Origin of the sequence: Paramesorhizobium endophyticum, assembly GCF_014640615.1 — a bacterium.
Lineage (GTDB): Bacteria > Pseudomonadota > Alphaproteobacteria > Rhizobiales > Rhizobiaceae > Paramesorhizobium > Paramesorhizobium endophyticum.
On the sequence record NZ_BMHH01000013.1, the window covers coordinates 48,453 to 68,979 of the forward strand.

The 20,527-nt window shown below is 57.5% G+C and carries 37 protein-coding genes; 28 read left to right on the forward strand and 9 right to left on the reverse strand.

The features are described from left to right. Positions 1-65: 65 nt before the first annotated feature. On the reverse strand, positions 66-251 hold the full coding sequence (locus tag IEX53_RS15410) for a helix-turn-helix domain-containing protein (RefSeq protein WP_188825070.1): 186 nt from the start codon (positions 249-251) through the stop codon (positions 66-68). 161 nt (positions 252-412) lie between these two features. Between IEX53_RS15410 and IEX53_RS15415 the strand changes: the two genes are divergently transcribed. The 4 genes from IEX53_RS15415 to IEX53_RS15430 are packed head-to-tail and all read left to right on the forward strand — an operon-like array spanning position 413 to position 1,482. Then, positions 413-730: a hypothetical protein gene (locus IEX53_RS15415; RefSeq protein WP_188825071.1), complete on the forward strand. Its 318-nt coding sequence runs from the start codon at positions 413-415 to the stop codon at positions 728-730. Then, positions 727-921: a hypothetical protein gene (locus IEX53_RS15420; protein WP_188825072.1), complete on the forward strand. Its 195-nt coding sequence runs from the start codon at positions 727-729 to the stop codon at positions 919-921. The genes IEX53_RS15415 and IEX53_RS15420 overlap by 4 nt, the downstream gene beginning before the upstream one ends. A gap of 16 nt (positions 922-937) precedes the next feature. Beyond that, the gene (locus IEX53_RS15425; RefSeq protein ID WP_188825073.1) at positions 938-1,150 is read left to right on the forward strand and encodes a hypothetical protein; all 213 of its coding nucleotides are present in this window, start codon (positions 938-940) and stop codon (positions 1,148-1,150) included. Continuing rightward, entirely contained in the window at positions 1,147-1,482 is a 336-nt protein-coding gene (locus tag IEX53_RS15430) for a hypothetical protein (RefSeq protein ID WP_188825074.1), read from the forward strand. Before IEX53_RS15425 ends, IEX53_RS15430 begins: the two co-directional genes overlap by 4 nt. On the opposite strand, the gene IEX53_RS15435 is transcribed toward IEX53_RS15430, so the two are convergent. Then, positions 1,479-1,703 (reverse strand): BrnA antitoxin family protein, encoded by a 225-nt coding sequence (locus IEX53_RS15435; RefSeq protein ID WP_236016220.1) that lies wholly within the window; start codon positions 1,701-1,703, stop codon positions 1,479-1,481. The two genes, IEX53_RS15430 and IEX53_RS15435, sit on opposite strands and share 4 nt — an antisense overlap. A gap of 79 nt (positions 1,704-1,782) precedes the next feature. Between IEX53_RS15435 and IEX53_RS15440 the strand changes: the two genes are divergently transcribed. From IEX53_RS15440 to IEX53_RS15460, 5 genes are read left to right on the forward strand one after another with little or no spacing between them, the layout of a single operon-like run. Then, the gene (locus IEX53_RS15440) at positions 1,783-2,220 is read left to right on the forward strand and encodes a terminase small subunit (protein WP_188825076.1); all 438 of its coding nucleotides are present in this window, start codon (positions 1,783-1,785) and stop codon (positions 2,218-2,220) included. Continuing rightward, positions 2,138-3,490 carry a DNA-packaging protein gene (locus tag IEX53_RS15445; protein WP_188825077.1) on the forward strand — a complete coding sequence of 451 codons (1,353 nt, stop codon included), beginning with the start codon at positions 2,138-2,140 and terminating at the stop codon, positions 3,488-3,490. Before IEX53_RS15440 ends, IEX53_RS15445 begins: the two co-directional genes overlap by 83 nt. A gap of 10 nt (positions 3,491-3,500) precedes the next feature. Next, a complete protein-coding gene (locus IEX53_RS15450; protein ID WP_188825078.1) occupies positions 3,501-4,880 on the forward strand; it encodes a phage portal protein family protein in 1,380 nt (459 codons plus the stop codon). Positions 4,881-4,889: 9 nt separating this feature from the next. Further along, complete coding sequence (locus IEX53_RS15455; protein ID WP_188825079.1) at positions 4,890-5,750, forward strand: hypothetical protein; 861 nt, start codon at positions 4,890-4,892, stop codon at positions 5,748-5,750. Between the two features lie 3 nt (positions 5,751-5,753). Further along, positions 5,754-6,323 carry a DnaT-like ssDNA-binding protein gene (locus tag IEX53_RS15460; RefSeq protein WP_188825080.1) on the forward strand — a complete coding sequence of 190 codons (570 nt, stop codon included), beginning with the start codon at positions 5,754-5,756 and terminating at the stop codon, positions 6,321-6,323. Here the strand turns inward: IEX53_RS15460 and IEX53_RS15465 are convergent. Further along, the gene (locus IEX53_RS15465) at positions 6,299-6,496 is read right to left on the reverse strand and encodes a hypothetical protein (RefSeq protein ID WP_188825081.1); all 198 of its coding nucleotides are present in this window, start codon (positions 6,494-6,496) and stop codon (positions 6,299-6,301) included. The two genes, IEX53_RS15460 and IEX53_RS15465, sit on opposite strands and share 25 nt — an antisense overlap. A 146-nt stretch (positions 6,497-6,642) precedes the next feature. Here IEX53_RS15465 and IEX53_RS15470 point away from each other — a divergent pair, with 146 nt between their 5' ends. The 15 genes from IEX53_RS15470 to IEX53_RS24450 all read left to right on the forward strand — a co-directional run bounded on the left by IEX53_RS15470 (position 6,643) and on the right by IEX53_RS24450 (position 15,436). Further along, positions 6,643-8,097 (forward strand): phage minor head protein, encoded by a 1,455-nt coding sequence (locus IEX53_RS15470; protein ID WP_188825082.1) that lies wholly within the window; start codon positions 6,643-6,645, stop codon positions 8,095-8,097. After that, positions 8,094-8,264: a hypothetical protein gene (locus IEX53_RS15475; RefSeq protein ID WP_188825083.1), complete on the forward strand. Its 171-nt coding sequence runs from the start codon at positions 8,094-8,096 to the stop codon at positions 8,262-8,264. Before IEX53_RS15470 ends, IEX53_RS15475 begins: the two co-directional genes overlap by 4 nt. An 80-nt stretch (positions 8,265-8,344) precedes the next feature. Next, a complete protein-coding gene (locus IEX53_RS15480) occupies positions 8,345-8,746 on the forward strand; it encodes a hypothetical protein (protein ID WP_188825084.1) in 402 nt (133 codons plus the stop codon). Further along, positions 8,743-9,198, forward strand: a complete 456-nt coding sequence (locus IEX53_RS15485; protein ID WP_188825085.1) for a ParB/RepB/Spo0J family partition protein — start codon at positions 8,743-8,745, stop codon at positions 9,196-9,198. The genes IEX53_RS15480 and IEX53_RS15485 overlap by 4 nt, the downstream gene beginning before the upstream one ends. Beyond that, the gene (locus IEX53_RS15490) at positions 9,195-9,596 is read left to right on the forward strand and encodes an XkdF-like putative serine protease domain-containing protein (protein ID WP_188825086.1); all 402 of its coding nucleotides are present in this window, start codon (positions 9,195-9,197) and stop codon (positions 9,594-9,596) included. Before IEX53_RS15485 ends, IEX53_RS15490 begins: the two co-directional genes overlap by 4 nt. Next, positions 9,596-10,675 carry a hypothetical protein gene (locus IEX53_RS15495; protein ID WP_188825087.1) on the forward strand — a complete coding sequence of 360 codons (1,080 nt, stop codon included), beginning with the start codon at positions 9,596-9,598 and terminating at the stop codon, positions 10,673-10,675. The genes IEX53_RS15490 and IEX53_RS15495 overlap by 1 nt, the downstream gene beginning before the upstream one ends. 65 nt (positions 10,676-10,740) lie before the next feature. Next, on the forward strand, positions 10,741-11,091 hold the full coding sequence (locus tag IEX53_RS15500; RefSeq protein ID WP_188825088.1) for a hypothetical protein: 351 nt from the start codon (positions 10,741-10,743) through the stop codon (positions 11,089-11,091). Between the two features lie 106 nt (positions 11,092-11,197). Beyond that, positions 11,198-12,214, forward strand: a complete 1,017-nt coding sequence (locus IEX53_RS15505) for a major capsid protein (protein ID WP_188825089.1) — start codon at positions 11,198-11,200, stop codon at positions 12,212-12,214. Positions 12,215-12,303: 89 nt separating this feature from the next. Continuing rightward, positions 12,304-12,762 carry a hypothetical protein gene (locus IEX53_RS15510; RefSeq protein WP_188825090.1) on the forward strand — a complete coding sequence of 153 codons (459 nt, stop codon included), beginning with the start codon at positions 12,304-12,306 and terminating at the stop codon, positions 12,760-12,762. Continuing rightward, positions 12,759-13,142, forward strand: coding sequence for a hypothetical protein (locus IEX53_RS15515; RefSeq protein ID WP_188825091.1), 384 nt, complete (start codon positions 12,759-12,761; stop codon positions 13,140-13,142). The genes IEX53_RS15510 and IEX53_RS15515 overlap by 4 nt, the downstream gene beginning before the upstream one ends. Further along, positions 13,139-13,543: an HK97-gp10 family putative phage morphogenesis protein gene (locus tag IEX53_RS15520; RefSeq protein WP_188825092.1), complete on the forward strand. Its 405-nt coding sequence runs from the start codon at positions 13,139-13,141 to the stop codon at positions 13,541-13,543. Before IEX53_RS15515 ends, IEX53_RS15520 begins: the two co-directional genes overlap by 4 nt. Further along, positions 13,540-13,977, forward strand: a complete 438-nt coding sequence (locus IEX53_RS15525; protein ID WP_188825093.1) for a gp17 family tail completion protein — start codon at positions 13,540-13,542, stop codon at positions 13,975-13,977. Before IEX53_RS15520 ends, IEX53_RS15525 begins: the two co-directional genes overlap by 4 nt. Positions 13,978-14,083: 106 nt before the next feature. Then, complete coding sequence (locus IEX53_RS15530; RefSeq protein WP_188825094.1) at positions 14,084-14,575, forward strand: hypothetical protein; 492 nt, start codon at positions 14,084-14,086, stop codon at positions 14,573-14,575. A gap of 40 nt (positions 14,576-14,615) precedes the next feature. Further along, on the forward strand, positions 14,616-15,053 hold the full coding sequence (locus IEX53_RS15535; RefSeq protein WP_188825095.1) for a phage-derived protein YdaY family protein: 438 nt from the start codon (positions 14,616-14,618) through the stop codon (positions 15,051-15,053). A 26-nt stretch (positions 15,054-15,079) separates the two neighbouring features. Further along, positions 15,080-15,436 carry a phage tail assembly chaperone gene (locus IEX53_RS24450; protein WP_444542150.1) on the forward strand — a complete coding sequence of 119 codons (357 nt, stop codon included), beginning with the start codon at positions 15,080-15,082 and terminating at the stop codon, positions 15,434-15,436. Positions 15,437-15,663: 227 nt separating this feature from the next. Here IEX53_RS24450 and IEX53_RS15545 read toward each other — a convergent pair whose 3' ends face one another. From IEX53_RS15545 to IEX53_RS15570, 5 genes are all read right to left on the reverse strand, one after another. Next, positions 15,664-16,233 carry a hypothetical protein gene (locus IEX53_RS15545; protein WP_188825097.1) on the reverse strand — a complete coding sequence of 190 codons (570 nt, stop codon included), beginning with the start codon at positions 16,231-16,233 and terminating at the stop codon, positions 15,664-15,666. 263 nt (positions 16,234-16,496) lie between these two features. Continuing rightward, positions 16,497-16,994 (reverse strand): hypothetical protein, encoded by a 498-nt coding sequence (locus tag IEX53_RS15550; protein ID WP_188825098.1) that lies wholly within the window; start codon positions 16,992-16,994, stop codon positions 16,497-16,499. Further along, entirely contained in the window at positions 16,987-17,214 is a 228-nt protein-coding gene (locus IEX53_RS15555) for a hypothetical protein (protein WP_188825099.1), read from the reverse strand. The genes IEX53_RS15550 and IEX53_RS15555 overlap by 8 nt, the downstream gene beginning before the upstream one ends. A 248-nt stretch (positions 17,215-17,462) precedes the next feature. Next, entirely contained in the window at positions 17,463-18,026 is a 564-nt protein-coding gene (locus IEX53_RS15565; protein ID WP_188825100.1) for a hypothetical protein, read from the reverse strand. Between the two features lie 53 nt (positions 18,027-18,079). Then, positions 18,080-18,232, reverse strand: a complete 153-nt coding sequence (locus tag IEX53_RS15570) for a type II toxin-antitoxin system antitoxin (protein WP_188825101.1) — start codon at positions 18,230-18,232, stop codon at positions 18,080-18,082. A gap of 133 nt (positions 18,233-18,365) precedes the next feature. Here IEX53_RS15570 and IEX53_RS15575 point away from each other — a divergent pair, with 133 nt between their 5' ends. From IEX53_RS15575 to IEX53_RS15590, 4 genes are all read left to right on the forward strand, one after another. Continuing rightward, on the forward strand, positions 18,366-18,527 hold the full coding sequence (locus IEX53_RS15575; protein ID WP_188825169.1) for a hypothetical protein: 162 nt from the start codon (positions 18,366-18,368) through the stop codon (positions 18,525-18,527). Continuing rightward, on the forward strand, positions 18,527-18,856 hold the full coding sequence (locus tag IEX53_RS15580) for a hypothetical protein (protein WP_188825102.1): 330 nt from the start codon (positions 18,527-18,529) through the stop codon (positions 18,854-18,856). The genes IEX53_RS15575 and IEX53_RS15580 overlap by 1 nt, the downstream gene beginning before the upstream one ends. Positions 18,857-19,026: 170 nt before the next feature. Then, positions 19,027-19,872, forward strand: coding sequence for a phage antirepressor (locus tag IEX53_RS15585; protein ID WP_188825103.1), 846 nt, complete (start codon positions 19,027-19,029; stop codon positions 19,870-19,872). Next, on the forward strand, positions 19,872-20,108 hold the full coding sequence (locus IEX53_RS15590; protein WP_188825104.1) for a hypothetical protein: 237 nt from the start codon (positions 19,872-19,874) through the stop codon (positions 20,106-20,108). The genes IEX53_RS15585 and IEX53_RS15590 overlap by 1 nt, the downstream gene beginning before the upstream one ends. Positions 20,109-20,130: 22 nt before the next feature. Here IEX53_RS15590 and IEX53_RS15595 read toward each other — a convergent pair whose 3' ends face one another. Continuing rightward, positions 20,131-20,496 carry a DUF2511 domain-containing protein gene (locus tag IEX53_RS15595; RefSeq protein WP_188825105.1) on the reverse strand — a complete coding sequence of 122 codons (366 nt, stop codon included), beginning with the start codon at positions 20,494-20,496 and terminating at the stop codon, positions 20,131-20,133. Between the last annotated feature and the right edge of the window lie 31 nt (positions 20,497-20,527).

The following is a 20,527-nucleotide window of genomic DNA, read 5'->3' on the forward strand; positions in this document are numbered from 1 at the left end:
CAGCCGGGATAGCGTCCGGCCCGTCTTGAGCAACTCTTTCAAAAAATGCAAGAGTTCAGCCTCGCTTATTTCGGCCAAGGAGCGATCCCCCTAATCAGCGCGGCACATGCCAGCGCGATATAGAGCGGGATTTCCGCAGCGCCGTCTTCATAGCGTTGGGGCATGTTTCTGGAGAGGCCCAAGGCTTCCGCCGCCTGCACACGGTTGAAGCCCATCCGCTCGCGCCATGCAGTAAAGTCTTCCGGTTTCATCTCGTTTTCCCGTCTCAACGCATAGGCAATATGCACATATTGATGCGTTTTCGCGAGAGATAAATCCCATGTTTGTGCATTTTATTTGCGGCTGCCTTCGGGCGGCATAAATTTCTGCACGTCAAGATATTCAACGACATCAACGAGCAATGGAGAGTTCCATGAAGCGCAGATCATTTCTCGCGATGCTAGGCTTTGCGCCTGTAGTGGCTGCTGTGCCGGCTGTTGCAGCCCGCGACATGTCTGCTAGCGGCGTATTTCGAATGAGCGTTCCGGTTTCGACGCCGGGCTTGGAGAGCGCCAACATCGGCACCCTGACGTTTTCGGATATCCCGATGATGGTCAGTCCAGACGGCAAGCTTTGCATGACGGTAGCGCGTCTCCGCGACGAAGTAGTCGAGGGCGCAGACGACGTTCGCCGCAAGTACATGGATGCCATTGAGGCCGCTACGCTCCCAAGCGTGGAAGCATCCGCATGAACGCGAACCTGATCGCCATGTCGGCAATGCTTGCCTTCATCTCATCGGCTATTTCAAATGCCCAGCTGTACGATCTGACCGGCGACGGGTGGTATCTCGTCACCTTGATCATCACTCTCATTGGCGCTGTTGCGACTGCGGCAGCGTTAGCGATCCCAAGCTTTGGGCGAACACGTAATCCAAAGTGCTGACCGAAGGATGATGACGATGGAAATCAAAGCAAGTGACATTCCATTCAAGGGTGACGTGTTCATCGACGTGGGCGCGGCACCTTCGCAGGCACACATTCTCAACCCGTTCTCCGGCGAATGGGAAGAGTTCGCCAGCCTGCATCACGCCTATGCGGCGCTGTTCAAGGCCGCTGCCCAACGCATTGAGCTACTGTCCGTCGAGTTGGCGCGCCTAGAGGCAGTCGCATGATCAAAGAGATTCTCGCCTTCCTTGGCGTTGCCCTGACCCTTGTGAGGCCCACTGCTATTATTGCCGCGCTCGACGGATTGGCTTTATCCGCTTGGGTTATCGTCAGGTATCGCGGTACGAAGCTTCTCGCTGTTTGTGCATTCGTCGCCGCGATATGCATCGCATCCATGGGGCAAGCCGCCGTACCGCGTCCAGACCGGCCAATGGTGCTTTCAGCCGAACAGCCGATTGCGATCCAGCCAGCGCCGACCAAAGTCAAAACCAAGCGGTGCTATTCGCAGGTCTATCGGTTCGGGGATGATGTGCTGACTGTGGTGAGGTGTGAGGGCTAGCGGCCGGCGATCTTGCGAAGCTCATCGTTGATGCGGCTTTGCCAACCGGGGCCGCCAGATTTAAAGAACTCGATGACCTCTGGATCAATCCGCAGGGTTATCAACTGCTTCGCATTGCCGTTTGCCCGGCGCTTTTTGGAAACGTCAACGGCCCCTGCTTCCGAGGGGGTAGGTAAAATCGACACCCGTTCTGGCTCTTTTGCTGCAATCCTGATGGCCATGGTCCCTCGCATTTGCGTAACTACACAAGTTTAGCACAATGCAAGATGTGTAACTACATAAATCCACAGGTAAACGCGAATGCCACTGAGTGACAAGCAGCAGCGCTTCGTCGCTGAATACCTGATCGACCTCAACGCGACACAGGCAGCAATCCGGGCCGGATACAGCGAAAAGACAGCAAACCAGCAAGGCCCGAGATTGTTGGTGAATGCTGGTATTGCCGCTGCGATAGCGGAGGGGGCCGCGAAACGCATCAGGAAAGCCGAAGTGACGGCGCAGGAAGTGCTTGACGGCCTTTACCATGAAGCGACCCGTGAAGGTGAAGGAAGCTCCCACGGGGCTCGTGTGTCGGCATGGGGGCTATTGGGGAAATACCACAAATTGTTTGTTGATCGGATCGAGGCTGATGTCTCGGGCGACATAACGGTGACGGATGCCCGATCAAAGCTTCAATCTCTCCTATCTCGCCAAGCAGTCGCCAAGCCAACAGGCGGCGATACTGGCGGGGCTGAGTGACGAGGATTGCCGGGCGCTCCTGCATGACTGGAGGTTCCTAGCCAGGCCGCAGCAGGTCGCCCCAGAAGGGGATTGGCAGACGTGGCTTATCCTCGCCGGTCGAGGTTTCGGAAAAACCAGAACCGGGGCTGAGTGGGTTCGCGAGCAGGTAAAGGCTGGGGCTTCCCGCATAGGGCTTATCGCCCCCACCGCTTCGGATGCCCGTGACGTTATGGTCGAGGGTGAGAGCGGTGTTCTCTCGGTCTGCTGGGCTGGCGACAGGACGATAACCGGCGAAATGCTCGGGCGACCGCGCTATGAGCCATCCAAACGCCGCCTGACCTGGGCGAATGGCGCCATCGCAACATTGTTCTCGGCAGAAGAGCCGGAACGCCTTCGCGGCCCGCAGCACGATGCCTTGTGGTGCGATGAGTTGGCCGCATGGAAATATTTGCGTGAAACATGGGACATGGCGATGTTCGGTCTCCGACTGGGCGACCGTCCGCGCACCTGCATCACGACGACGCCCAAGCCTCTCAAGCTCATCCGAGAGATCATGAAGGATGAGAAGACCCTGATGACGCGGGGCTCCACATACGACAATGCGGGGAACCTTGCGCCGAACTTCCTGCAAACGATCCGGGACAAATACGAAGGCACTCGCCTCGGGCGGCAAGAGTTGCACGCTGAATTCCTTGAAGAAGCTGAAGGGGCGCTTTGGTCTCGCGCTCAGATTGATGAGATCAGGCATCGCGGCGAAGTCCCGGAAATGCTCCGCGTGGTGGTGGCGATCGATCCCGCCGTGTCCGAGACGGAAGAAAGTGCCGAAACCGGCATCGTGGTGGCGGGGCTTGGTGTCGATAAGCGCTGCTATGTGTTCGAGGACGCCTCCAAACGGCGTTCACCCGGCGCGTGGGCCAAGAAGGCCGTCGCGCTCTACGATCAATACAAAGCAGACCGGATTGTTGCTGAAGGCAATCAAGGCGGCAATCTCGTCACCCACGCTATCCATACGGAGCGGGCTAACGCACCGGTCAAGATAGTTCATGCCAGGGTTGGAAAGCGGGCGAGGGCCGAGCCGGTGGCCGCGCTGTATGAGCAAGGCAAGGTTAGCCACGTCGGCGATATGCCGGACCTTGAAGATCAGATGGTCATTTGGGAGCCGCTGTCCGGCTTGGCTTCGCCTGACCGTCTCGACGCTCTCGTATGGGCTGTGACTGAATTAATGCTCGGCCGGCAAGAGAACTTCTCCGGCATCGGCGCCCCCGTCGCCATCCCAATCAACAGTTAGGCTATGACACATGCCCAAGTCTCCATTGTCGAGCCTGTTCAGTCTGATCGGGTTCGAGAACAAGCCGAAGGTCAGCCCTTACCAAGAGGCTGGTGTAAGCGGCACGGCTGTCTATGGCGGCTTTGTCCAGAATGTCGAACGCAACCCAGCCGTCGCCGGTTATCGCCGGTACGAGACGTTCTCCGACATCATGGTCAACACGTCCATCGTGGCGGCCGGTATGAGGTATTTCCTCGGGCTTGCGACGGAACCGAAATGGACACTCGACCCAGCGGCGGATTTGCCGGATGGGCAGTCGTCGGATGAGGCAAAGCGCGCTGCTGAGTTTGTCGAAGCGGTCCGCCACGACATCGGCACATCCTGGCACCGCATCATCCGGCGATCGGGCATGTATCGCTTCTACGGCTATGCTATTCAGGAATGGCAGGCGTCCAAGCGCGAAGATGGACTGATAGGTATCAGCAACATCGAGGCGAGGCCGCAGCACACCATCTGGCAATGGGATATCGATCCGGTCAACGGGCAGGTGAAGGGCGTTGTGCAGCGCTCGCCGCAGACCGGGGAGCTATTCTACATCCCGCGCTGGAAGATGATCTATCTGGTGGACGACACGCTATCCGACAGCCCTGAAGGGCTTGGGTTGCTGCGTCAGGTCGCGGAGCCGGCGGAACGCCTCAAGGAATATCTGAAAATCGAAGGCATCGGCTTTGACCGTGATCTTCGCGGAACTCCCATAGGCCGGGCGCCGATCGCAGAGCTTGAGGATATCAAGCGCGCCAATCCGCAAGATGAAAAGCTCGGACAGAATATTGACGCGGCAATTGCAGCGATGCGCAGCTTCGTCCAAACGCAGGCGAAGGACGTAAACACCGGCCTTTTGCTTGACAGCACACCGTTCAAGAACATCCAAGCGGACGGCCATTCATGGTCAAGCTCCCTCCGTTGGGGATTGGAACTGCTGCAAGGCAATTCGACCGGCATCGAGCATCTTGGCGCCTCCATCGAGCGGACGAATTTCGAGATTGCCCGCGTCCTTGGCGTGGAAACATTGATGATCGGGCAGAGCTCGGGCAGCCGAGCACTCAGCGAGGACAAGAGCCGCAACCTGTACATTCAGGTGAACGGGATGCTTGCCGATATGGCCGAGGTGTTCAATCGCGACATGATCGGATCACTCTGGACGCTCAACGGCTTCGATAACCGTCTGAAGCCAAGGTTCCGGCCCGCGGAAGTGTCCTTTATCTCGGTTGAACAGGTCGCCGCAACGCTCCGTGACATGGCGACCGCCGGTCACGTCCTGGCGGCGGATGATCCAGCCATCGATTTCGTCCGCGAACTCTTGGGCGCGCCGCCTGCACCTGAACCTGATCCATCCCTTATGGGAATGTAGGAGACCATCATGGTTGACGAAACCTACCTCATCGAGGCCTTCCACCCGAACCAAGCAAAAAAACTACCGGACGCGCAGAAGAACCGTGTCGGAGTGACGATTGCCGAACTGGCAGGGACAATACCTCCTCCGCCTGCTCCCACCTGGGACGAAGTTCAGGATAAGCCGGTTTTCGGCACGGCGGCAGAAGCTGACCTTGTCGATTTAGTTCAACTTGGCGGACAGGCGCAAGACGCGGCGCTTGAGTTCGGGACCACTAATGCACAGCCAGTGCATATCAAGACCAACGGCGGAACGCGCGTTGCCATTTCCGATACAGATGTCGCTGTATCAACGTCCGTTACCGGCGTTGGCTATATGGGTATATCTGGGCCAACCCATTATCCTGGCATCCCCGGTGGATTGGGAGCTTACCTTGTCGGCGGCAACGGTAATGCCGGATTGACGATTGCGAACCCGAATCGAACGACTGGCAATCAACGTTTCGATATCGAATTGACCGCTGCTGGCGCTGCTTTCGTTTGGCGCAATGAACAGAGCGGCGTTGGTGCTGGTGCCATTACCTTAGTCGGCGGTGCTGTTGGTGGCACAGCCTCTATTCAATTCTTTGGCACAGATACAGCAAATCCAGCTCTGGAAATTAATGGAACGGGACAAGTTACGGCTTCCGGCTCTTATGTTCCTGGTAGCGATACGGCTCTCGCTACCAAGAAATACGTCGATGACCAAGGCGCAGCGCAACGCACGGCGATTGATGCCCTATCACTGGTAGCAACGGCAGATGCCACCGATTTGCCCACGGCCATTGCGCTTGCCAACGCGAATAAGGTGGCCATCAACGCCATCATCGACGCATTGAAAGCCACATAACAGATGGCTTTCTCATATCCTCAAGTCACGATCAGCAGCACGGTCTATCCGGCTTACGTCAATGTTGCTGACGCTGATGCCTTTCTCAACGGGTCGGTGAATGCCGCAGCCTGGATAGCGCTGAGTGGGGACGACAAGGGCCGGGCTATTGTCACGGCTGTTCGTCTCATTGACGCGCAGGACTGGAAAGGCGCGAAGACAGACCCCGACAACGCCTTGGCTTGGCCGCGCACATGTCAGGCCGATCAGACGACACTTCCCGCCGCGCTGGTCAACGTCACGATCCAGCTTGCCTTTGCCATAACCCAGAACCCGGAGCTTGCCGGCGGCGCGTCGAGCGGGCAGGGCGGTACGAAACGCCTCAAGGCAGGGTCGGTTGAGATCGAATACTTCAACACCGGGATACTGCCCAGCCAATCGAACGCTTCGGCGCTGTGGGGCATCCTCGCGCCATTGGCGGGGTGTCTTGCATCATCGGGCGCGGGTACGTCGCTGGTGGGTGCATTCGCAAGCGGGACGACACGACAGTCGCCGTTCTCGGACCCGGATTATTCCTTGACGCGGGGCATATGATCCTCGTCCCAGATCGTCGCCAGGATCGCCACACCACGCCAAAATGAAATCGGCTGCACGCCTTGGACACGAGACGCCTTGATCAGCGCCTCGTTGCTGGTGAACAGCCATGTCGATGGATCGTCGGGAAGCTGTGTACCGTCGCGAGGATCGAATGCTCTCAACCTTTTCATCGCTTATCAATTACAGCACTCCGATAGCCTTCGCAAAGGAGAAAAACGAAGATTACGAGCGTGTCGAGCGGCTTGTATCCAAGCTTGAGGCAAACGTCCGCGCCGCGTTTTTGCGCTTTGTCCAAACTGTACAGAACAACGAGGCAATGCGTGAAATAGCGGACCTCCTTGGCCGCGGCGATGTCGAAGCGGCTTTGTCCGTGGTTGATCGCCACATCGCCCGGATGGCTCCGGTCCTATCCACCGTGTTCGACGCGGCGGCACGAGACGAAGTGAAATCCCTCGCGGACCAAGTGAAGAGTTGGGCACCATCGACGGGGATTTCCTTCGATCCCACCAATGAGCGCGCCGCGGCACTGATGCGGCAGAACCAGCTTCAATTCGTTCGCGAAATGCAGGACAGCCAGCGCCAGTCAATCCGGCAGGCGCTCACGCAAGGCCTTGTGGATGGTTCCGGGCCTCGCGACGTGGCTTCGAACTTCCGAAATGCCATCGGCTTGACGGTCCAGCAGGAAGAAGCGGTTCGGAACTACCGGCGATTGCTCGAAAGCGGCAGCAGGGAGGCGCTGGACCGCGATCTAAGGGACCGCCGCTATGATCGCACCGTTGCGCGCGCCGACCGCGCTGGCGAGCCGCTGAGTGCCGATCAGGTCGAACGAATGGTTGATCGTTACCGGCGAAATGCGATCAAGTCCCGCGCCGAGACGATTGCAATCACCGAGACGGGCAATGCGGTCAGCGCCGCCCGGCAGGAGGCGTTCAACCAGATCACGGATGAGGTCCAGATCGCAGACGATCAGATCGAGCGGGAATGGAAAACCCATCGTGACGGGCGAGAGCGGCCAAGCCATCGCAACATGCAGGTGAGGACAGTTCAAGGGCGCGAGGCGAAGTTTGTCACCGGCGCTGGCGTCTCGATGATGCGGCCACACGATCCGAGCGGGCCTTCGAGCGAGGTAATTCGGTGCAGATGCGTCCAGATAATGAGGATCAAGAAGCCGGAACCGAAGCCGCAGGGCGCGCCGGTGGATGCTGTGAGCCTCGACAATGCGTCAAAGGCGTCCGTCCTGAATAAGGGGAGGTCAGACGGGCTTGAGCACCTAGCTGGCTATAACCGACGCACCGGGGAAATGCTGGGCGAGATCGACGGTCACGCTAATAATCGTGTCAACTTTACGCCTGAGTTGGCCTACAGGCTTAGCGATAAGGGCAGTGAATATGTGCTGCACCACAATCACCCGAGCAGTTCATCGCTCAGCGGGCAGGATTTGTTGATGCTCCAGCGCTTCCCGGCGCTTCATACCGTCTGGGCGCATGGGCATGACGGCAGTTCATATGCGGCTTGGGAGCCGAAGCGCCTTACCGATAAGACCATCCAACGCGTTGCCGATCGTGTCCGGCGCGCATTGCAGGAGCAAGTCAACGCGCGCGAAATCTCGCCGGTCGACGCCGCCGCGGTCCATGCCCATATCATCAACATGGCGCTTGAGCGACTTGGGCGCATAAAATACACCGCTGAATTGCGGGGCGGCAGCGCGGATGCTTATGGTAGGGTGAGCAAATTGGTCAATTTGCTCCTTGCGGAGGGTACAAAGCGATGAAGTATGGATCATTCATAGACCCGCCATCTCCATTCTCACCACTGGAGGAATGGGAGGCTTTCGCCGCCGATCTTCGGAGCGTCGGCACCAAGGACCCGGACGTAAAGCGTGAGCTTGACCGGGCCGAGAAGATGATTGCCGAGATGAAGGCTCAACGGGCGTCATAGCCCAATAGTGCAAATTTACCCCAAATGGGCGGTTCTTCGGAGCCGCCTTTTTTATTGGCGAAATCCGAGAGGAGAACAGTGTGAGCGGACGCCCCCCATTCGTTGATCAGACCATTCTCTACAACCCTGCTGAGGGTTCTACGAAGGGGAACTGCACCGAGGCGGCTGTCGCCAGCATCCTTGGCCTTCGGCTTGAGAACGTTCCGGACTTTCGTGCTGATGGCGACGATGCAGTCACATTCTGGGATGCCTTCCATGAGTTCTTTCGAGAGCGCGGCTATGAGGCGATCCGCATGGGCGGAAACTTCTGCCCCGAGGTCATGTATCTCGCCTTGGGCATCTCACCGCGCGGCGCGCACCACATGGTGGTGATGCAGGACGGCAAGCTTCTGCACGATCCGCACCCATCGAAGGCCGGCATCGGCGATCCCGATCACACATGGCTGATCGTACCAATCGATCCAGCAGTGAGGCACGCATGAGCGAACCTAGCGCCAGCGCCGTCCACGTCGATGGCACCGAATGGAAGAAGCCGAAGAAGGCCGACACCACCAAATTCGCAGCAGGCCGCGCGCTGGAGCCGCTTGACGACGAGCGCTCGAAAACACCGTTCACCTATGAGGGCAACGTCCTTGGAGCGCTACGGGAAGATCAGGTGCCGCGCTTTTTCGGCGCGCTGACCGATCCCGACAAGCTACCAAAACAGTCTGTGCCCTTGGCAGAACTCGTGGCGATGCAAAACCGCGTCGATACCGGGAAAGTCAAAGCCATCGCAGAGAGCGGCGTCGAGGGCGGCAAGCTGCCCGTCGTCGTCAAGATCAACGGCCGGCTGTTCATTGCCGACGGCCACCACAGGCTCACGGCTGCATGGCTCAACGGCGATGAAGCAGCCGAGGTTCGCTTCAAAGACCTCGAACGGAGACGAATGTCATGAAAGGCGAATTTGCGACCGACGCCCAGGTATTCAAGGTCGATGAGGGTTTGGGCCTCGTCTTCGGATGGGCGATTGTCTGCAAGGTAGACGGCAAGGAATATTACGACACTCAGGGCGATTTTATCCCGGAAGACGCCATGCTCAAGGCCGCCGCCGACTTCATGGCGAATAGCCGAATGGCGAAGGAGATGCATGAGGGCGGCGAGAAGGGTTCCGTCCTCTTCGCGTGGCCGATGACCGCGGATATCGCCAAAGCCATGGGCATTGAGAGCAAGCAAACCGGGCTCATGATCGCGATGAAGCCGAGCAGCCCGGAAATGCTTGCCAAGTTCAAATCAGGCGAGTTCACCGGCTTTTCTATAGGCGGTCGCCGCATCAAAGATAGAGAGGTCGCGTGATGACGAAGCGGGTCATGGAAGATTTCTCCATCTCTGAAATCAGCGCCGTTGACCGCCCAGCCCAGAAGGGCGCGCGGATGACCATCATGAAACGGGATGACGGCGAGCCATATTGGAAGCGCTCATTTACCGCAGAACAGCGCGAGCAGGCCGCATCGAGCGGCGCGGCGATGCCTGACGGCTCATTTCCTATCATCAGTGCTGGCGACCTCAAGAACGCCATTCACGCCACCGGCAGGGCAGATAGCCCCGAGGCGGCAAAGAAACACATCATCAGTCGGGCCAAGGCGCTCGGCCATACCGATTTGCTCCCCGACGGTTGGGTGAGCAAGAGCGCCGGCGACGGCAAAAACCCCGACCATGGAGAAAACCACATGGACCCGAAAGAACTGGAAAAGAAGATCGCCGACGCGGTGGCCGCCGCAACTGCCGATCTGTCAAAGAAGCTCGAAACCTCTGAGGCCATCATCAAAATGTCCAAGGAAGAGCGCGAGCACCTGGACGCAATGAAGGATGACGAAGCCAAGAAGGAATTCATGGCCATGTCGCCCGAGGACCGCAAGAAGAAGGTCAGCAAAGCCGCCGAAAGTGACGAAGTGCTGAAGGTGGATGGCAATGAAATCCGCAAGTCAGCGGTTGGCGATGCCACCTTCGCCGTGCTGAAATCCCAGCAGGCGGCAATCGCCAAGCAGGCCGATGATCTGAAGAAGGCCAAGGATGAGACGGAATTCGAGCGGCTCAAGAAGCGCGCCACTGACGAATTCGGCCATCTTCCGGGCACGCCAGAAGCCAAGGCCAGCATTCTAAAGGCTATGGGCAGCATGGATGAGGGCGTACGCAAGAACCTCGACCATCTTCTCAAGACCGCCGAAAAGATCGCCTCCAGCGCTTTTGTCATGAAGGGTTCTCTCGACGGCACGACGCACGACGCGGAATCGCCCGAAGGCAAGCTCGACAAGCGCGCCAAGGAAATCCAGAAGGCCGACAGCGTCTCCTACGCCAAGGCCTACGACAAGGCCGCGACGGAGAACCCGGCGCTCTACGACGAGATCAGCAAGCGAGCCGCTGCCGCGCAGTAAGCGGCGTCTTCCTATTCAACCTTTCCCCGCCGAGAGGCGGCATGTCCCTTAGATGGAGATTTTTCATGTCCTACTTCGAGAGGAAGCGGACGATCACGCTGCTTGCCGGTGCCGATCTGTCTGCAAGCCAGTATCTGTTCGGCGTCGTTGGCGCTGCTGGCGTAACAGTCGCCGCCGCCGGCGCTGTTGCTGATGGCGTGATCGATAGCAACCCAACCGCCGGTCAGGCTTTCCCGTTTGCAATCGGCGATGTCGTTGAAATCAAGCTGGGAGCGACGCTCGCGGCTGGCGCCACCGTCGCCTCCGACGCCACGGGGCAGGCTGTCACGGCTGCCGCCGGCGCCCAGCTTGGCAAGCTGCTGGAAGGCGGCGTGGCGGGCGATATCGTCCCGATGCTTTGGCAGAAGGTCGCGTAACCAATCCCAACAATTTGAGCATGCAGAACCGCCTCCGGGCGGTTTTTTGATGCCCTGAAACAAGCGCCGTCGCGAGACGCCGTGGCCCCTTAGAAGGAACTTTTCAATGCCATCTCCTACGCTGTCTAACGTCCACGTCAACGCGCCGCTGACCAACATGTCGGTGGCGTATGTGCAGGACCAGTCACACTTTATCGCCGATAAGGTGTTCCCGAACATCCCCGTCACCAAGCAGTCGGACCGGTACTATGTCTACAGCCGCGCCGACTTCAACCGGGATGAGATGCAGGAACGCGCGCCCGGTACGGAATCCGCCGGCGGGGGCTACAACCTCGACAACACGCCGACCTATTACGCGCCGGTCAACGCCTATCACAAGGATATCGATGACCAGATCCGCGAGAATTCGGATTCGGTCCTTGGGCCCGACCGTGACGCCACGATCTTCGTCACTCAGAAGGCACTCATCCGCCGGGAACGTCTCTGGGCAATGAAGTATTTCCAGACCGGTGTATGGGCAACCCAGGCTACGGGTGTCGCTTCCGCACCCGCCGCCGGTCAGTTCATTCAGTGGAGCGATGCCGGTTCGACGCCTATCGAGGACATCCGCGCCGCAAAGCGCAGGGTTCTTGAATTGACGGGCTTCGAGCCGAACAAGATCACGCTTGGCAAAGCCGTCTATGATGCGCTGGTGGATCACCCGGATATCGTTGACCGCGTGAAATACGGTCAGACGCCCGGTAAGCCCGCCCAGGCGAATGCCAGCACATTGGCGCAGCTTTTCGAGCTGGATGAAGTGCTCGTGTCCAAGGCTGTCTTCAATGCTGGCGCCAAGGGTGCCGACTATGCGGACTCCGCGACGAGGGAAAAGAGCCAGTTCATTTCCGGCCCGAATGCGCTGCTCGCCTACGTCACCCCGACGCCGAGCATCATGCAGCCGACCGCTGGCTATACCTTCTCTTGGTCCAACTGGTTCGGCGCCACCGGCATGGGCTTCCGCATCAAGAAGTTCCGCATCGAGCGGCTGGAATCGGACCGCGTGGAAATCCAAATGGCATTTGACCAGAAGGTCGTGGGCGCGGACCTTGGCTATTTCTTCTCGAATGCGGTCGCCACGAGCTAATCAGGCCCAAATCTGAGGACGGCGCACCTCTTAAGCAATAGCACGCGCCGACTGACTTCCATTCCCCATCATATCGAGGATGAAACACAATGGCCCGAGCGACTTGGCGGCATTCATTCGAGCGAGACCGCGACTTCGTAGTGTTCCGCCGTCCCTTGAAAATCTGCGGCGAAGAATTCGCGCCAGGAACACCATTCGACAAGACGCTCGTGCCGACAAGAAAGCTCCGGCAGCTGTTCGAAGGCCATCGCATCAAATTTGCCGATGTGGATAAGCCCGGTCATGGCGAACGCTCAATGCTGGAGCCGCGTTTGGTGCAGCCAATGGCGGTCCCCGCCGCCGAGCCGGTTAATATGCCGCCAGTGCACGCCGGAACCGTCACGGAAAACCAGCCGGTCGATATCCCTTCCAATTGGCGCGATCTGACCTGGCAGGAGCGCCGTAGCATTGCCTCGAAGATCAGTGACTTCCCAATCAAAAACGGCGGCGATGCTGACGCGGCGATTGAATTGGAACTGGAGCGCCGCGAAGGGCAGGGCGACCAATGAGTGGTCCGCTTCTCACCGGGCAAATCGCCAAGGCGATATATGCTGGCTTCAAGGGCAAGCTTCTGACCGGCCAGCTTCGCCAACAATCTGCCGGTGGGCTGGATGAATACGGCGATCCGACCCCCGGAACCGTCACGCTCTCTCCCATGCAGGGCTTCACCGACGAATACGACGACGCCTATCGTGCTCGAGCTGGCATTCCAGAGACTGACCTAATCGTGAACATCTTCGCTCAGAGCCTTCCGGCTGGCATTCGGCCGGGGAAGGACGACAAAGCCCAATTCCTTGGGCAGTGGTATCAGATCAGGGCAGTCAAGACCGATCCGGCGACGGCGTTGTGGACATGCCAAGCGTTCCGCATCGAGGCACCTGCACCATGACCGTTGAATGGGATGGCGACAGCATCCTTGAGAAAATCCGCAAGGCCGCCATGCGCGGCGTCGTGACTGGCACGGAAGGCATCCTCGAAGAGGGCGCGTCACTGATCATGGATGGCGAAAAGACGGGGCGTATCTATCGCCGGCGCAGCGTCAAGCATCAGGCTTCAGCGCCCGGCCAAGCGCCCGCGACTGACACCGGTCGCCTCGTTCAATCCGGGCGAACCGAATACGACACACAGGAACTCAGCGGTACGGTGAATTGGTCCACGGCCTATGCCGAGGCGCTTGAACACGGGAGCGAGAACATGGAGCCGCGTCCATACGCTCGCCCGGCACTTGCCAATCGCAAGGATGCGATCGAAGCGGCGGTTGAGGACGAGATCAAGGCGGTGCTTCGATGAACGCGCCTGTCCTGAATGTGCTGTCGGGCCTCTATGCCGCCGTTGTCGCCGTTCCCGCAATCACCTCAAAGCTTGGATCGTTCAACGGCTCACCATCGGTTCACACGCGCCGACCAGTGCCATCCGGGGCGACATACCCGATGATTACCATAGGTCCTGTCATCGCGCGGAGCGATGAGGACGGGATCAACGATTTCAAGCCTGTCGTCGTGCTCGACATCAATGTCTATGGCCCGCAGCCGGACAGCTATCGAAACGTCGAACAAGTCGCCGACCTCGTTTATTCGCTGTTTCACCGGCAGGCGCGCAGCTTCACAGTTCCGAATTATCAGGTGTGGATGGTCACATGTTCCGGCCCGTCACCCGCCCCCGTCGATGATGAGAGCCGCGTCGGTCGTCGCGTGACGCTTACGATCCGCCTTCGCGCACAATAGCAGTTTCGGCCCGGTTGCCCGCCGGGTCGCATCCAGAAACGCCGCTTGGGCAGCGGTGCTTGGCCCGCAGTGATTGCGCGCCAGTCCCTCAGATGGAGCGCCTATCATGGCTGACCTATATCCTATCGCCGGCAAGAAGATTTATATCGGCGGCGTCATGGCATCACAGGCGGCAGATTTCACTGCTGCTGATTTTTCATCCCAGACATGGACCCTTATCGACGGATGGGAAACCATGGGCCCGGTTGGCGACGCCGTCGCCCTCATCACGACGCCCCTTATCAACCGCGGACGCGACGTGAAGCTCAAGGGCACTGCAAACGCGCCCTCGATGCAGAACAATTTCGCTGTTCTCCCTGGTGATCCGGGGCAGACTGCACTCATTGCAGCCGGTCAACCCAGCAACAAGAACAATTATGCCTTCAAGATCGAAGGCGACGATGCTCCGGTGGGCGGCACGCCATCTCAGCGCCTGTTTATCGGACTGGTGATGGGTACGCCCGAGCAAGGCGGTACGGCTAACACCGCCGATTTGATGCAGGGCACAATCGAAATCAATTCCAACATCGTGAAGGTAGCAGCGGCGGATGGGCCATAGTCCGCCAACCCCATCGCGCCATTCATTCAAGGAGAACTAAATGGAAATCCAATCCCTCAAGCGCGATTCCGCAGCGGCAAACGCCGGGCAATGGGTCGATGACATCCCCGGCATGGGTGATATGCGGCTTCGTGTTCGCGGATTATCGAGTTCAACCGTTATAGCGCTTCGTTCCCGCAAAGAACGCAAGGTTCCGCGTGATCAGCGCGAGCGCGATGGTTCGATCAAGCCAGCCGTCGCATTGGTCATTTTCGGTGAAGTGTTGCATGAAGCCGTTCTTCTTGAGTGGGACGGCCTCACAAATGGCGGCGTAGCGCTTCCCTACGACGCCGAGCTTGCCAAGGAATGGCTGACGAACCCGGATTTCGCGCCATTCGCTGATGCCGTGACTTATGCCGCACAGATCGTTGATCGCGGGACATCCCAGGCGCAAGGCGAACTGGAAAAAAACTCCAAGAGGTCGCCCGCTGGCAAATAGAGTGGGGCGACCGCGCCGAAAGCCTGATTGAAAGGCACGAAGAACGCGGCGAGACCATTCCCGAAAACCTCTATTGCCCGCCAATATTGGCCGGGTACGAGGAATGGATTTCAGCCTTCTGGGAACTATCGACCGAAAGGCAGATTGGTTTCGCAGCGGGACCGATACCCGGCTCCGCGATCAGCCGGCGCTGCGAAGAGATGGGCATTGTCGATCTGGACGAGATAGCCTCATTTCGCGGCGCGATCCGGGCAATGGATCGGGTCATTCTCGCGGACTTGAGCGACAGCCATCAATCTTCTGGCGGCATAAGATCGAAGCCGCATGTGTCGAGCAGGCCGATGACGTTCGATCTGTTCGACGCAATGTTCGAGCAGAAATGAAAAGGGATGAGAGATGGATGAGAAAAAGAAGGCGGCGATCCGTAGGGAGATCGCCGCTGGAGGTGAGCGCACTTCCAGGGGGTACGTGGACGCGATCACCGACGCCACAGGCCCGAAAAGTAGGCTGTCATCTATGGTGAGCGGGCTGACCGAAGATACAGCCTTATTTCTGAATGGTTGAATCGATGGCAAAATAGTTTGGCGTGATGCCTATGTGCGGCCGGTACTCAGTTGCTGCGATTGAGTCTGTCCAAAATACGCTCGTATGCTCGAAGCATGCCTAGAACTTCGTTAAGGGCTTCTCCGAGGGAGTGGTCACCCTTGTTTAAGCTGTTCAATTTTTCAGCAGTATTTCGTTGCTCGGATAAAATCTCAACGCCTATCTGATGGGCGCGCTCTGGTGTGTGCTGGAGGATTCCCAACACGGAACTCTGGATAAACCGAGCATCAGCGAAAAGGGCATCCGAAAGCTGGGAGAATTCCTCGAATTGCTGGCGATCCAGCAAAAGGGGCGAATTCCCAAACCGGTATATTTGGGACGATGCGGGGATGGCTCCAATTTCATTCCTCCCGATTAGCTTAAGGAACCTTTCAGTTCGTCGGATTGTATCGCGAATATGATCAATCAGCGAATCCTCCAACAGGCTGCGCCGAGCCGCTTGGCGAGCAATTTTATTGGCCTGGAATGCTGCGGCAGCCTGCCCAATCGTCCCAATAGCGGCGACGGCTGCGATCACCAAACTCACGATGATAGCTGGGTCTGGATCAATTTGACCTGTCTGCTCGTTTTCTGACATGCCCCCTCCGAAAGAATTCTCCATGGATTTAACCGTCGCCCTCAGTGTCTCTGTCGCCGTAATTTCAGTAGTCAACTACTTTGTGATGCGCCGCGTACTAAAGCGCTCCCGAATGTGGGAGGACCTCGCGAAAAAGCTCATTGATGAAAAGCTTGATCTGCTCCACCGGGGGCAATGAAACCGAGTCGCAACCGGGAGTCGAGATAAAGAAAACCCCGCCGAAGCGGGGCTTGGAGGTCAATAGGAGAAGCGGGAGGTGGCGGTTAGGCGTGGGCTAGCCGCCCATTGTGGTTTTCCTGGTGCATCACGTTGGCTTTGTGAGAGGTCTCGCGCACCGCATTCGGGATGTTTTGCTGAGCTATCGTCACACGAACCAACGAACCAACGAACGGGGAGTTCGCGGTAACGGCAGTAAACCAAAGGTAATTCAGATTGAAATGCTCGTTCTTCAAATGATCGCTGAGAGGAGAAAGTGAAGCTTTGGGTCTCCGCGAAGGTTTTGACTTCTTTTTAAGGAACTCCAAGAAGAGAAATGCCGCACGCGGATTATTTATGGTCGACGCCATATCGTCTATAAATTCGATATCTCCCTTCGAGAGATCGTCTCTCTGCAACAGGTTATTTGCTTCCACGTAAAAAGCCCTTGCTGCGTCCACGTACTGCTCATGGCTGGAATGGTGAATTTTCAGCAGCCATAGACCGAAACGAAGCAGGGCGTAGCTTACGGCAATCAGCAGAATTGCCGAAACCCATTCAAGCATTGTCCTTCTCCTTCTCTTTCAAGGCCAGCAACTTGGCCTTAAGCTTTGCCTCTTTCTCAAGAAGCTCCACATCGTCCCGGCGCCTCTGGGAGAGCGCGTTCGATATGGCTGTTATATAGGCTGGCCCATAATGCAGCAGAAGGACGAAAATGGCAAACAGGGCAATGAGCCATGGATTATTGCCGATGGCTGTCAGTACCGCCTCAATCGCCTTGTCCATGAACGTTGTCCGCCGTGTCCCCGAATTTGCGAACCATAACCAGATTCAGCGCGGCGGCAACAGTTTTGCGCAGATGGTCAATCGCCCTTTAGGTAGCCCATCGGTCTGCCAGTCGCGGCAGGGCGGGCTACTTGCCGTGAGGCATTAACCAAAGAACTTAATCGCGGCCAGAACGCCGACCGCCACCACCAGCATACCGCCGATTTTCGTGATCATACGGAGTTCCATTTCGCGTAGATCGGCTTTGGTCATTGCGTATTGCCTTTTTGAATTTCCGCAACGACAGACATGGCTTTATTCAAACCGTCGAGAGAAACACTGTCGTCCCTCGAATAATCGTAAGGCCATTTCACCCAACGAGAAAGGAAGGTGGTCCCGGTTTTCATCTGGCCGATGACGCGGCTTGCGGGAACGCACCCATCGGTGTCGGTGGTTATCGGCGCTCCCTTATCAATGCGGATCTGCCCGCTTCGACCTGGGAAATCGTGCCCGAGAATACAAACCGATTGCGGGGAGGATGAGAAACCATAGTAGATGAATGGACCGCCGCTCTTTGACGTGATCGAGCATTTCCGCTTATCCGCCATCTGGTCGATAGCGCAGTCTATCGACCAGTGGTCAGCCAGAATGTCGGGGCTTCTACCTACCCATCCAGAACCATCTGGATATTTGGTGACGAAGAATCCATCAGGCGCAGACGGAAATGGAGCTTGAGCAAGTTGTCTGGGCGGGGGTGGGGTCCACGATGGCTGGGTTTGGCACCCGGAGAAAGCCAACGAAATGGCTCCGATGGATAGAAGTCTTAAATTCATGATTGCCCCCACTGACGGCGAGGAATGAAGCAAATCGTGGGGATGTTGTCCAGTCAGTCCTTTAGATAGCCTCCCTGCCTGAGCCATTGCGTGACGATCTTCTCCATCAGCGATGAAACGGAGCGTAAATCGTCCTTAGCGGCTTTTTCGAGAGCCTCTTTCGTGTCTGGCGGCAGGCGGAATGATATTGGAACGCTTTTTTGCATTGTTTGTAGTTATCCGTAGTTGACAGCATTAATCACACTACGTATAACTACAACGTGTTTAAAAAGCAAGCGGGCCGAAACGGGACTGGAATCCCACCCCGGCCCTAACCCAAACCGAAGTGGAGCTTCGATCATGGCTAATCGCATTATACTGCTTTCATCCATTCCACGGAACCCCGATGTCGCTGCATTCCTCGCAAGGGGCGAGCGTGACACTGGCGCTGCGTTCGCTGTTCCGGCAACTCCGCAGCCCGTCATCACTGGCGGCGCAGCCAAAATGCTGGAGGTGGCGTGATGGCTGGCAATGCAAATCCAGAAACCTTCGCCACGGAATCCGTCAACGCATTGCGAGCGAGAAAAGAAAGATTGGCAGATGGCTTCCTAGATATGGAATGCCCTCTGTTCGACGCGCGGGCCATGGCCGGTATCGTAGTCGATCTGTTTGACGCTCACTATACGCATGCCGAAAAGAATGACGGCCTGATCACGATCAAGCTCAATTCGGCAGAGAGTGATCGTTTCGACTTCGCCGTCAGGAACGTTTTGACCCGGCTGGAAGAGATTGCCGGCCGTTGGCGCATGATCGCCGAAAACAAGCAGTCGATCCCCCGGTTGGTGGACTAACCCCAAAACCATTCGAAATCGCTAATTTAGAAAACAACTGTTCGGGTGCTTGGATGCGCCTGATCCGTGACGGCGGGGTTTTGCCTGGAAGCGGCCCCGCTGTCACGTCGCCCGGCCATCGTTAGCGCGATGGTCAGTTCCAATGCCGATCCACGAAAGGAAACCCGGCAATGACAAAGATTGATATGCACATCACATCCGGCGAGCGCAAGAGCGTAATGCCGTACCAGTTCGACGGGCGGAACATTCGTATTATCGAGAGAGATGGAGAATACTGGTTCGTTGCAAGTGATGTGGCAGCCGAACTGGGCTATTCCGTTGCCAAGGACATGGCCCGCCGTCTGGATGATGACGAGAGGGGTGGGCATATTGTGCCCACCCCCTCCGGCGATCAGGAGATGACGATTATTTCCGAACCCGGTCTGTACAGAGCCATCATTCAGCGCCGGTCCACGAAGAAGATGGATGACCGGCTCCTGAATCGCATCGCTCGGTTTCAGCGATGGGTTTTCCACGATGTGCTGCCTTCGATCCGCAAGACCGGCGGCTATAATGCCCAGCCGTCCATCACGATTGCGGACCTTACCGCCAACCCACACATGCTGCTCCAGCTCACACAGGGGTATGCTTTGCAGATCGAGGACATGAAGCGCGAAATGGGGGTGATGGAGAAGGAAGTCGCAACGCTCGACCGCATTGCTGGCGCTGATAATCTATTTGGCGTCAGGGTTGCCGCTAAAATCCTCCAGATGGAGGAAAAGAAGTTCACGGCCTATATTCAGCAGATCGGGTGGGCGTACCGCCAGCCAGGGACGAGAGTGCTTCTTTGCTATGCCGAAAAGCAAAAAGCCGGACTCGTGCTTAACAAGGCGTCTCCGTATACAAAGCCGGACGGTTCCGAAGGGTTGCGGGAAAGCCTCAAATTCACAGCAAAGGGTATTGTTCGGCTCGGCAAGATGCTGAACATCGATATCGTCGAGGGCGATCTGTTCGGGCCGAAAGGTGAACCCGCTTAATGTCGGATGATGTTTGGGAAATGCGATATCGGGCGGGCAAGGTCAGGGGCATTGAAGTCGCCGTTTGCGCCCGCCCGAGAAGCGAAGAATATCATGTCCAGCTTCTGGGCACGTTTGAAGGCATAAGCGATATTGGCGAGCCATTCATTGGTCGGAATGCGAAACGTCTGGCATCGGTGTTCGCGGAATCAATCCTTGCATCACTCGAATGCGCAGACATCACTTGGTCAAAATAAGCGCCCCGTAGGGCGCTTTTTCTTATTTGCATAGCGCCAGAGCCGCGTCTAGATACGGGCTGATGTTCACCTTCATCCCTGCATTGGCAAGGATAGGATCTGGATCGGGAAGCCATATGGGTTTCGGGTCATGGCCGCCATGAACCATTGCAAAGCCGTTCAAGGCATAATCTTTCCCATCGATTCGCGCGTAAACATCGTCATGCGACTTGCAGATGATCGTCATCTTGTCGGTATCGAACGGCCATGGGCAGGATGACTGTTCTCTCGCGATGGTAACGCCGCCGTCCTTGTAGTCGCCCCCGCAGGCAAACGCCTCTTTCGGAGGCTCATAGCTGCATGCCGACAAGGCCGCAGCCGAAATCAATAACCCAACAACAGATCGCATCCCATCCCCTCCCGTTTCCCAACGGCGGGAC